Annotated in this window: 10 protein-coding genes and 1 tRNA gene; 5 read left to right on the top strand and 6 right to left on the bottom strand. The window is 31.5% G+C overall.

What is annotated here, in order from left to right:
- The first annotated feature begins 6 nt into the window (after nucleotides 1–6).
- The 4 genes from lolA1 to ACZ098_RS10330 all read left to right on the top strand — a co-directional run bounded on the left by lolA1 (nucleotide 7) and on the right by ACZ098_RS10330 (nucleotide 3,478).
- Nucleotides 7–648, top strand: a complete 642-nt coding sequence (lolA1, locus tag ACZ098_RS10345) for an outer membrane lipoprotein periplasmic chaperone LolA1 (RefSeq protein WP_487311668.1) — start codon at nucleotides 7–9, stop codon at nucleotides 646–648.
- A 6-nt stretch (nucleotides 649–654) separates the two neighbouring features.
- Nucleotides 655–2,112: an LptF/LptG family permease gene (locus tag ACZ098_RS10340; protein ID WP_487311667.1), complete on the top strand. Its 1,458-nt coding sequence runs from the start codon at nucleotides 655–657 to the stop codon at nucleotides 2,110–2,112.
- Nucleotides 2,102–3,235, top strand: a complete 1,134-nt coding sequence (gene ribB / locus ACZ098_RS10335; RefSeq protein ID WP_487311666.1) for a 3,4-dihydroxy-2-butanone-4-phosphate synthase — start codon at nucleotides 2,102–2,104, stop codon at nucleotides 3,233–3,235. Before ACZ098_RS10340 ends, ribB begins: the two co-directional genes overlap by 11 nt.
- A gap of 158 nt (nucleotides 3,236–3,393) precedes the next feature.
- Nucleotides 3,394–3,478: transfer RNA gene (locus ACZ098_RS10330), tRNA-Ser, on the top strand.
- Nucleotides 3,479–3,562: 84 nt separating this feature from the next.
- Here the strand turns inward: ACZ098_RS10330 and ACZ098_RS10325 are convergent.
- Complete coding sequence (locus ACZ098_RS10325; RefSeq protein ID WP_487311665.1) at nucleotides 3,563–4,057, bottom strand: thermonuclease family protein; 495 nt, start codon at nucleotides 4,055–4,057, stop codon at nucleotides 3,563–3,565.
- 90 nt (nucleotides 4,058–4,147) lie between these two features.
- On the opposite strand from ACZ098_RS10325, the gene ACZ098_RS10320 reads away from it, so the two are divergent.
- Nucleotides 4,148–4,951, top strand: a complete 804-nt coding sequence (locus ACZ098_RS10320; protein WP_125012700.1) for a hypothetical protein — start codon at nucleotides 4,148–4,150, stop codon at nucleotides 4,949–4,951.
- Between the two features lie 1,270 nt (nucleotides 4,952–6,221).
- Here the strand turns inward: ACZ098_RS10320 and ACZ098_RS10315 are convergent.
- From ACZ098_RS10315 to ACZ098_RS10295, 5 genes are read right to left on the bottom strand one after another with little or no spacing between them, the layout of a single operon-like run.
- Nucleotides 6,222–6,638 carry a hypothetical protein gene (locus tag ACZ098_RS10315; protein WP_487311664.1) on the bottom strand — a complete coding sequence of 139 codons (417 nt, stop codon included), beginning with the start codon at nucleotides 6,636–6,638 and terminating at the stop codon, nucleotides 6,222–6,224.
- A gap of 1 nt (nucleotide 6,639) precedes the next feature.
- Nucleotides 6,640–6,876 (bottom strand): hypothetical protein, encoded by a 237-nt coding sequence (locus tag ACZ098_RS10310; protein WP_487311663.1) that lies wholly within the window; start codon nucleotides 6,874–6,876, stop codon nucleotides 6,640–6,642.
- A gap of 19 nt (nucleotides 6,877–6,895) precedes the next feature.
- A complete protein-coding gene (locus ACZ098_RS10305; RefSeq protein WP_487311662.1) occupies nucleotides 6,896–7,423 on the bottom strand; it encodes a hypothetical protein in 528 nt (175 codons plus the stop codon).
- Between the two features lie 6 nt (nucleotides 7,424–7,429).
- Nucleotides 7,430–10,111, bottom strand: coding sequence for a DEAD/DEAH box helicase (locus tag ACZ098_RS10300; protein ID WP_487311661.1), 2,682 nt, complete (start codon nucleotides 10,109–10,111; stop codon nucleotides 7,430–7,432).
- Entirely contained in the window at nucleotides 10,112–11,965 is a 1,854-nt protein-coding gene (locus tag ACZ098_RS10295) for a site-specific DNA-methyltransferase (RefSeq protein WP_487311660.1), read from the bottom strand. It lies immediately after the preceding gene.
- Nucleotides 11,966–11,988 lie beyond the last annotated feature (23 nt).

The following is an 11,988-nucleotide window of genomic DNA, read 5'->3' as shown; positions in this document are numbered from 1 at the left end:
AATAAAATGAAAAAGGTACTTTCAATTGTTTTTTTAATCCTACTTGGATTCTCTGGAACTGCTCAAGATAAAAAAGCTAAAGCATTACTAGACGAAGTAACAGCAAAAATAAAAACGTACAACAACATCGTTATTGATTTTAAATATTCTTTAAATAACGCTAAAGAAAATATCAATCAAGACAGTAAAGGTAATGTAACCCTACAAGGAAATAAATATGTATTGAACTTTATGGGTGTGACTAAAATTTATGATGGTAAGAAATCATATACTATAGTACCAGAAGATGAGGAAGTTACAATATCCAGTGTAAACGATGCCGATGAAAAAGCCATTACACCATCTAAAATGTTGACTTTTTTCAATAGCGGATACAAGTATACTTGGGATATTCTTCAAAACGTAAACGGAAGAAAAATCCAGTACATTAAATTAATTCCTAACAGTTCTAAAGACCAAAGAAAAGAGGTGTTATTAGGAATTGATGTGCAAACTAAACACATCTACAATCTTATTGAAGTTGGGAAAAACGGAACAAAAACAACATTGACTGTTAATTCTTTTAAAACAAATCAGCCTTTATCAAAAAATCAATTTACATTTGTAGCAAGTAAATACCCAAAATACTACATCAATAAATTAGATTAACTTGAAGTGAAAATTCTCGACAGATACTTATTAAAAACATTCTTGATTACATTTACCACGGTATTTGTAATCTTGTTTTTTATATTCATATTGCAAACCGTTTGGCTGTTCATATCCGAATTAGCCGGAAAAGACTTAGATTTTATTACGGTAATTAAATTCTTGCTGTTCTCAATGCCAAGAATTATTCCTCTTGTTTTACCGCTTTCGGTATTACTCTCTTCAATCATGACCTTTGGTGGATTGGCCGAAGATTATGAATTTGCAGCTATGAAATCGGCCGGAATTTCATTACAAAGAGCGATGCGCAGTTTAACTATTTTTATATTTCTATTAAGCATAGTCGCATTTGTATTCGCCAACAACGTAATTCCTTATGCCGAGTATAAGTTCATCAATTTTAGACGAAATATCGCCCAAGCTAAACCAGCATTAGCCATAGCTGAAGGTCAATTTAGCACGATTGGAAATTACACGATTAAAGTAGACAAAAAATCGGGTGAAAATGGGAATCAATTGCAAGGCATCACCATTCATAAAAAAAGTGCGAACAGCAACGGAAATACTACGATTATCAAGGCGCAAAACGGCGAATTAATTAGTAGTGAATCCTCGAATACTTTAAAAATGGTGCTCTTTGATGGCAATTATTACGAAGATGTCATCCCAAAAAAGATCGAAGAAAAAAATAAAGTTCCCTTTGCGAAAGCTGAGTTTAAGAAAGATGTTATCAACATTGATTTGTCTAAATTAAATAAAACTAGTGAAGATGAAGGTGAGATTGCCAACACCAACACCATGCTTAATGTAAATGAACTAAAGTATACGTTAGACTCTTTAGATACCAATTTTAAGAAAGATATAAAATCATTTACTGAAAATATTTATCAAAGATCGGGTATTGTAACGATTTATAATCCCATTCCAAGTAGTACAACAAAATCAGATTTTGATCAAAACAATATTACCAAAAATCTTGATTTGTCAAGGAAAAAAGAAATTTTAAAAATTGCAAAAAGCAATATTGAAAATACGGGCTTTTCTATTGATAGTTCAATTATAGAAATGGAAGCCAAACAAAAAAACATAAACAACCACTGGATTGCACTGTATGAAAAATTTGTAATTGCATTTGCTTGTATTCTCATGTTTTTTATCGGAGCGCCATTGGGAGCAATTATCAGAAAAGGTGGTTTGGGATTACCTATAGTTTTTGCCGTAACCATTTTTATAATATTCCATTTCATTAATACATTTGGTAAAAAAGTAGCGCAACAAAACGGAATTCCACCATTTTTAGGCACTTGGATGTCCTCGATGATTTTATCTCCTTTAGCTATTTTACTTACGTATCGGGCAACTCGAGACATTGGTGGTATCATTTCATTTGACGCCATCACAATGCCTGTTCAAAAAATATTCCAAAAAATTTTCAACAAAAAAAACGAAGACAATGTCAACTGAAAAAATACAATTGAATACCATTGAAGAAGCAATAGAAGACATTCGTCAAGGAAAAGTAATAATTGTTGTAGATGATGAAGACAGAGAAAATGAAGGTGATTTTCTTGCCGCTGCTGAGAAAGTAACTCCAGAGATGATTAACTTTATGGCTACTTACGGCCGAGGATTGATTTGTGCTCCTTTAACCGAAAGCAGATGTAAAGAGTTAGGACTACATGCTATGGTGAGCAACAATACCGATCCAATGGAAACAGCATTTACAGTTTCTATCGATTTAAAAGGAAACGGCGTTACAACTGGAATTTCGGCAGCAGACAGAGCCAAAACGATACTCTCTTTAGTAAATGAAAGTACTAAACCACATGATTTAGCGCGTCCTGGTCATATTTTCCCATTAGTTGCCAAGCAAGGTGGTGTTTTACGAAGAACAGGTCATACCGAAGCCGCAATTGACTTTGCACGACTTGCCGGATTTAAATCTGCCGGAGTTATTGTCGAAATAATGAACGATGACGGTACAATGGCTCGACTACCTCAACTTGTAGAAGTAGCGAAAAAATTCGATTTAAAATTGGTTTCAATAGAAGCTTTGGTAGCCTATAGAATGTTACACGATAGCTTAATTGTAAAAAAAGAAGACTTTAATATTGAAACGCGTTTTGGATCGTTCCGACTTAGAGCCTATTTACAAACTACTAATAAACAAGTACACATAGCACTCACTAAAGGTAGTTGGAGCGCAGGAGAAGCCATTCTAACAAGGATCAATTCTACTCAAATAAACAACGACATTTTAGGCACTTTAACTAATGATGCCGATAAGAAACTAGACAAAATGTTTCAGGTGATAAACGAAGAGGGAAAAGGTGCGGTACTGTTTATCAATCAAGAAATTCAATCGTTAGATCTACTTAATAGATTATCCGAATTGAAAGTTTTACAAGAACAAGGAATAAAAAATGCACCACAAATAAAAATGGATGCCAAAGATTTCGGAATCGGAGCGCAAATTCTACACGACCTGGACATTTCTAAAATAAAACTGGTTTCCAATACAGAACAAACTAAGCGCGTTGGAATGATTGGATACGGTCTAGAAATTACCGAATATGTGGGTTATTAAACATTTATATTAAAAAAATAGTCATCCTAACGCATAGAAAATGAAACGATTACTTTTTTAGACAAAAATTAATCGTTTTTTTATTTAAAAAGTATTTGGAAAACAAAAAAAGGTTACTATATTTGCACTCGCAATAACGAATTGCAGACGCTCAAACTGGAGAAATGGCAGAGCGGTCGAATGCGGCAGTCTTGAAAACTGTTGACTGTAACAGGTCCGGGGGTTCGAATCCCTCTTTCTCCGCACAATTAAAACCCTAATGATTGATTATCAATTAGTTAGGGTTTTTTATTTCTAGTCCTAGTCCACATTTAGCCCACAATCAATTTAAAATCTATTTACTAAAGAATATAATCCTTTTAAGCTGTTTTTAGCTTGTAAATTCCATTCTTGATACAATGGAAGCATTTCACAGAAAACATCGTTATATGGCTTTGCGTAGCCTTCTTTTATCATAATTTCGTTCAAAACTCTACCATCGTTTAAAATAAGATAGCCTAAATGTCTACCGTATTTATCAACTAAATTATTTTGTTCCTGTACTAATGTGCAATAATCACCCAATTTAACTTGATCTTTTAAAAAGTTAAATGATAAATAACCTAATTTGATTAATAATGCAGCTGGAACTTGTAACTCTTTTTCATCTTGTTTTATCTTATTGCAATAATTTATTTCGGGTGCATCAATACCTAAAAATCTAACTTCAAATTCCTTTTTTGAAATAATATCTTCTAAAATAATTCCATCACCATCAACAAACTTTACAATTTTGAGAAGGTTTTTTTTAATCGTTGTTTCATTTGCTTTAAAATGCATCATTTTACTTTATTTAATATATTGACAATCAGTGTTTTATGTTGTAAATTTAGATAAAATTTTTTAATAAATATTAATTTAAATTGTACAGAAATGGCACAACAAAAAGGGCATGTTAAGTATGTCGGCACACTTGGAGAAGTTAGACACTTCAAAATTAAAGGTAACACTGGTTACTATGCAGGATTAAAAGGAGGACCAACAGGAGAGCAAGTAAAAACCGCTCCGGGTTTTGTTCGTACTCGTGAAAACATGTCTGAGTTTGCAGCATGTGCAATGGCAGGAAAATCTGTTAGAATTGCTTTATCAGCTTTAATGAAACAAATGACTGATAGCCAATTTACAGGTAGATTAACTGCTATTATGAAAAAAATAAATATTGAAGATGGTTCAGAAGCCAGAGGACAAAGAGCTGTCTTGGTTTCACAACAACCTCAATATTTAAGAGGATTGGATTTTAATAAGAACATTTCTTTTAATGGTATTCTTAGTGCTCCATTTACATTAACTGCAACAGTTGATAGAAACGAAAGTACTTTATCATTACCTGCTTTTAATCCAATGAGTTTTTTAAATGTTCCATCAGGAGCGACACATTTTAGAATTATCAATGCCTTAGCTGCTGTATCGGATTTTGTTTATAATCCTGCTACAAGTGCTTATGAGCCTGCCGAACCAACATTGAATGAGTTATCAGATATTGCCTATTCTGCTTATACTCCTGTTAATGCTGTGACTTCATTAATTGATATTACAGCAACTTTGCCAGGTTCTCCAACCTTAACAACTAATATTGCTGTTTTAGGTTGTGTTGGTATTGAGTTTTATCAAGAAGTTGGAGGAAATTACTACTTATTCAATGCAGGTAACGCAATGAAAGTTCAAGAAGTATTCTAAAAAGACCATCAGTTTGCAAGTTTGCAAAGTCTGCAATGTTGCAAAGTAAACCCTTTCGAAAGAGAGGGTTTTTTATTTTGCACTCATTTATCTATAATCCGCACTTATGTAGGGGTTATAGTGCATTTAAGTACGGAATATCTACGAATTAAGAGAAAAAAGAACAACCGTTTTTTTATCCATTCCACAATCGCAAGGAAGCCCGAAACTTTCCATTCAAAAATCAACATTCGGATTGGTTAAAATTTGAGCTGTTTTTTTTGAAATAATGCCTACCGCTTAATTTCAATCGGAGTGAAAAACGTCTGGCATTATTTTAAAAAAAATTGCATCCATAGGGGTTTGGGGAAATGGAAGATTTCCCCAACTGAACTTACCTAGTGCTTTGGCAGTAGCGAAACAAGGGTATAGTTTTTTATTTGCTTAACGAGATTTACTGATTGCTTTTATTGTTGGCTTGATGCTTCATCTGTTCTATTGAAAATATGTTTTCTTATTTTATTGAATGCTTCTTTCTTATTGAGTAGCATCAAGACAGCTTAAAAGCAATTTACTACTAAACGTCTGGCAAATAAAAAACTATACTCTTGTGGGCAAATTTGATTTTTGAGGATGCCTGATTTGTCTTTTGAAATGGGTATTTTCTATTTACTACAAATGTTGTTGTGTTACGTTATGGCATCTTCAAAAAACAATGAAAATACTGTACCGCTTTTGGGTGGGAGCGTTGGCTGAGCGGATATTTTACATAATGAAATTATAGTTCTAAAAAAAAACCATCAAAAATATTAACGCTTTTTTTTGAACTATAATGTTGCCTTCATTATGTAAAATAGCTTTGGAGTGGTTTTTAGCGTTGGGAAGCTCTTGTTTTTCGAGCGTTGGGAAAGTGCAGGGCTTTTTTTGCCTGTTTTATGTGCGATGGGGTTGGGAAAATAAAACAGGCAAAAAATGCTTTGCACAGCATGGGAAAAAACAAGTGCTTATTGAGTTGGGAGAAAACCACTAGAGCGTTGGCAGAGCGTTGGGTTGGGTGGGTGAAAATACTTCAGCGATAGCGTTCCTATTTTTTTAATATTTGTTTTTACTTAATTATTAACGAAATGAAGCAAACAAAGAATTGATGCTAGGAATACTTGGACTAGGAGCGATTTTTGTGCAGGTGAATGAGGTAATAATTTAATGCTTTAGTTTTTACTTTAAATTATAGCAAATAAAAAAAGAGAACAACTTTGTCCTCTCTGAATGTTTATTTTAAAATTGAAAAGAATTATTGCTCAAAAGTCATTTTATCTAAAAGCTGTTCACCTAGTTTGGTTAAATTAAGTGTAGGAAGATTTAATGTTGGGACACCTGAAATAGCTGTTAATGATGCTATATATGCTCTTATATAGGGAAAAACAATAGCAGGTGCATTCTTTGTGAATAGACCATTTTTTAATTCATCTAAATTTATCTCGCTGTCATAATCAAATATTGATTCAGAAACTACACGTATGTTTAATTTACCTTCCGCTTCGGTAATAATTGTTTCAATATATAAATGATACTTATTTACTGATTGTTTTACAAAAGCTGAAGCATCAAAATCTATTTTAATTTTGTATTCTCCTATTTCATTAAATGAAATATAACTCTCTTTTACAAAGAATTTTAGAAACTGAATTGAAGCATGATTTGTTTCCATACTAAGCAGCTAAAGCGTAATTGTTTTCACCAGCTGCAATTGGCTGATTAAACTGACTTTCTTGAGCTAATACAAAAGATGATGCACTAGAATCAGGAATAGAAAAGTATTCTACAGCTTCTTCAAATGATGGACCTTCCATATTAAGTGAAGTAATAGCACTCCACTCCATATCGAATTGTGCTTGTGACATATTGTCTAAAACTTCTTTTAATTTTTTTGCTAACTCTGATTTCATATTGTAAATATAGTGAAAATTATGGAAAAATCACTTTTAATGGGTGCAAAAGTACTCCTTTTCTATGAATTACACAAATTTGTACTCTTTGATTAATTACCATAAATTCAGGCCTATCTCCTCTGAATCTTAATCTCATTATACTTCTTTGCATATCTGCTGCTCTAATTGAACTATAAGTAAATATACCTTGATTTTTCATAAATTCAATTAGATTCGGGATAATTGCACTTTTAGTATTATTAAGCTTTCCACTCGCAATCATTAAATCAATACATTCCATTAATGCTTGTTGTGAACTAACAGAACCGAATAAATCAAAACAATTATTACTTAAATCAATTTTCGTTTCAGTAATACAATATTTTTTACCTCTTCTACGATAGCCAATATCACCCCACTCATGTGCCCAATCTATGTTGGTATCCCAAAAGTATGAGCCTGTACCTAGCCAAGCCCCTTTATGAGTGCAATCAAAAGGACCATCAACTTCAATTTCATCAAAGTTGTCTTTGTTTTCTAAAGTATAGTAACCTGTAACGATCATTAACTATTACTTAAATTTATTAATTAATAATTCGAATGAAGTTGTTTTGGTAATTTCATCATGAGGGATTAATAAATAATACCAAGCTTTTCCGTTGTTTTCTAAATTAAATTCCGAAGCATATTTACAATATGTTAAAGCAGCGTCTTTTTTTGAAAGTACATCTGCATCCAACATTTTATCTTTACTCTTTGGTTCTACCATATAAATTGCATCAGAAGTCTCAACAACAAAATCAGGTTCGTATCTTCTTTTATTATTATCCCAATAAATACGGAATTGATTAGGTGCAGGTCTTAGCCATTTTAAAACTTTTGTATCGCTTTCCAATATGTATGCTAAATCTTTTTCAGTATTAGAATCAAATTTATATTCAAAATGACAAGCTTTTTCAAACCCTCTATAAACATATTTTGGAACAAGACTAACTGGGCTTATTGCATCACGATAATCTCTAAATCCATTGTTTGCAAGTGCTGAAAAATTATGTTGTAATATTTTGGTAAAAGCAAGAACGTTTGGCTTTTCATAGTCTTTGAAAATCAATTTAAAATGCCTTTTCATTTGAATATAAATTCTTTCTGCAATTGTTTTTTTAAATTGAAAAACTGCTTTTGTTACTTCTTTATCAGAATCATTGGTTTCAACAATTTTATTATAAGCTTGAGTTGCTAACTTGTGTAATAAATCGGCATTATCATCATAGTCAATTTCAGAGAAATTTAACAGTTCACTTATTATTGATTCAACCGGATTGTTATAAGAACCACTTGAAATTGCTCTTAATGTTTCTACTTCTTTACTAGTTAAACTTACTCTAATTATTTCCTCTTCAAGTGCTTTAAAAGAGAAAAAAGAAGTGTCTAAATCAAAATCTTCAAAATAGGCATGAACATCACCTTGAACTAAGTCCATTCTAGGTATTTCAATAATGTTTTCGGTAAAACCTGTTATTATTTTATTATAATTTTCCTTTGCTTCTTCAACTTTCTGTTCAATGAATAAATCATTTGACTCTTCTCTAAGTTTCTTCTCTACTTCAATTAGAACATCATATTTAACATTGTCTTTTACTAAGTCTTTTGTACTTTTTACATCAGTATGTTTATTGAATTTATCAATCACCGATAAAATTGCTTTTTTAGCATCTAACGAATTTTGAGCTTTTTGCTTATCTGTTTCGTTACTAATAGTATTTACTACCTCTTGTTCTTTATGTATTTCAACTTCCGCTTTACTTTGAGAAACCGTTGCTATACTTTTTTCCTTTATTTCCGATTCATCAAATTCAATAAACGACATTTTATTTAATATCGAATCAGGATTTTGAGCTTCAGCAATTACAGCATCAAAATTATCATGAGCAATTACTGTTAACTTGTCTATATTAGTTTCACCTGTTCTTTTTCCACCAAAAGGTAAACGAAGTCCACGACCAATAGTTTGTTCAATTAATACTGCTGCATTCGCTGCACGCAACGGAACAATAGTGTAAAGGTTTGAGACATCCCAACCTTCTTTTAACATATTCACATGAATTACTATTTCAATCTCATTATCTGGGTTTTCTAATGATACAAACAGCTGTTCTATTTCTTCATCTTTTTTGGTTGAACTATCAATTTGAAGTACTTTACCAAGATATTCACCATTGTAGAATTTTGTTGAACTAATTAACTCATATATGTCCTTAGCGTGACTAATATCTTTACAAACTACTAATATGAAAGGTTTTACCAATTTTTCATTATTGTTTAATGCAAATAACTCTAAATCGGTTTTTGTTTGTTGGTGAATTGAAATCGCATCTTCAAGTTTTATAAGTTCAATTTCCGAATCAGTTAAATCTCCTTTTCTAAAGTTTTTTCTTTTAGCAATAGTTGGATTTTTAACATATAAACCATCTGATAATGCTTTGGCTAAAGTATATTCATAAACAACATTTTTAAATGCTTTCCCTTTTTCATCAAATGGCGTAGCTGTTAGTTCTATACCTAAGACAGGATTTAATTCATTAATAGCGTTTTTTGAAGAATCTGCATGATAGCGATGTGCTTCGTCCATAAGAATTACTAAATCATCTAAATTTGATAAATAATTCCAATAAGATTCTCCTAAATATTCAGAAAGTCTTTTCATTTTTGGTGCTAATGATAGCCCGCCTTTATTTGTTCCTTTGTTATCGGAATTAAACTTTGCAATGTTGAAAATATTGATTCGAATATCAGATTCGCTAAATAAACCACCTTGTTGTGCATAGTTATCTCCTGTAATAATTACCGGTCTATTATGAACAAATTCAGCAATACCATTAAAAACGTATTTAGGATATGATGGGTCTCCAAAATCTTTGATTAATTTCTCATAAATAGTTAAGTTTGGTGCTAATATGAAAAAATTATTAACTCCTTTTGATAGGTGTAAATAGGCAATAATCGCCCCCATTAAACGTGTTTTACCAACACCTGTAGCAATATTATGTGTAACTGATGGGAAATCTCTTTGAAAATCTAAACAAGACGGAAATAAAGCTTTAATAGATTCTAAATCATTTTCTAAACTACTACTGCGTTTTGATTTTTTTAAAGGTATATGGTCGGCTATTGTAGCTGTAATATCGAGTGCTTCTTGCAATGGTATACGTAATGACAAACGTTGTTTAATTGCATTTAATATAGTTGTATTCATTTAGTCGAATAAAGTTTTTGCGTTATTACTTGAGTCATTAGCATTGTTATCTACTACAGTATTATCATCTGATGCATAATCATCATCTTCTTCAGTTTCTTGTTCTTCAAATGGTACATTAATAATATTTAAACTATAATCGTCTTTACCAAACTCGCAACGTTCTAATAGTAACAAAGGGATTTTTTTAATGGTAATGTTTTTAAATTTATTTTGACACTCTTCTTGGAACGCTTTACAACAAATTAACAAACTCTCTTCTGGTTGCATTCCATCAGCAATTGCTTCTAATTGTTGTACTGTTAGAAATTGTGTAGTTGTGAAAATAAAATCTTGCTCAGTAGAATAACCTTGTTTCCAAAAAACTGCTTCGTGTGGTTGGTATTTAAACCCTTCTTGTTTTGACATTGCTGCTGCTAACATATCAGGATTATAATCCTCTGATATTACCCAATTACCAAACTTGTCTTTTTTTAATAAACTTGGTGCTAATGTGTAAAATTTAAAGCCGCCACCACCTTTCCATACAGGATTTAAATAATTTGTAATTCCGCCGTTATCTTCTCCATTAATAACTTTTTTTAAACGCGGTAAACAATGTGTATAAGCATGTTCTCCTAATTCGATTGTTATCCATTTACGATTCATTTTATGAGCCACTGCTGCTGTTGTACCTGAACCTGCAAAAGAGTCCAAAACTAAATCACCTTCATTAGTAGCCAAGTCTAGAACAGTTTTCAATAATAATTCTGGTTTTTTTCCATTAGGAAACTGTACTCCACCTTCTTTGGTTAAATTGTTTAATGGAAACCCTTCCCAATAAGTCCCTAATTTTTCGGTTTTAAAAAGTTTATTTCCTCTTTTTTGAGCAGAATCTTTTAACCATATTACTCGCCTAATAGTATTACTAATATAATAATGATTAGCTGCCCTACCTTTTTCCTTACCTGATTTTGGTATATATGTTGACATTAATAATTCATCTTCATTTAAATATTCTGCTTTATCAATAATTCTTTGTCTAATACTAGTCTGAGCGTTAGTATCAGAAAAAATTCTATCAAAATACTTTATATAAGCTTGTTCTCTAGTTATATTTTCCTCCTTAATAACTTTATTTATTGTAGTTCTTTTAACTCCTTTAAATCTTTTAATTTTGATTGTCTCGCCGGTACCATCTATAGTTTCTGTTTCTTCTATCAAATCCCCTTTATCCAATAAGATACTTGTGTATTTCCAACTTTTACCATCAGATTCCATTTCATCGATAAGCTGAAATAAATCTTCTTCTTCGTATACGTCATTAAATTTTTTGAATCCATTTGTGGAATCAATATTTTTAGTATAGATAAGAATATATTCAATGTTTTTCTTAAGCTTTTTATCTTCACCACCACCACTTGCACCAGCTGTTTGCTTCATTTTTACTGAAACTTGATTAATGAAATTATTTCTGCCAAAAATTTCATCCATAATCACCCGACAATAGGCTATTTCATTATCGTCCAATTGAACAAATATAGTACCGTCTGATTTTAATAATTTTTTTAATATTTTCAGTCGTTGTGTCATTAAATTGAGCCAAATAGAATGCTCTAAACCATCATCATAATGTTCAAATGCATTACCTGTGTTATAAGGAGGATCAATATAAATACATTTTACTTTTCCCGCATAATCTTGTTCCAATGCTTTTAAAGCTAAAAGGTTGTCGCCATGAATTAATATATTTTCATCATTTATTGCACCATAGCTATATTCAGGATTTTCTATTAAAATACGAGGTTCTAGCCTAGGTTCTTCGCCTTTGCCAATCCAAGTAAGTTCTAATTTTTGTAAATTTTTATTTGCCATAATCAGGTTAGTGGGTTTATTGT

Source organism: Flavobacterium sp. SP2 (assembly GCF_057626655.1).
This window is presented reverse-complemented; position numbering and strand designations above follow the sequence as displayed.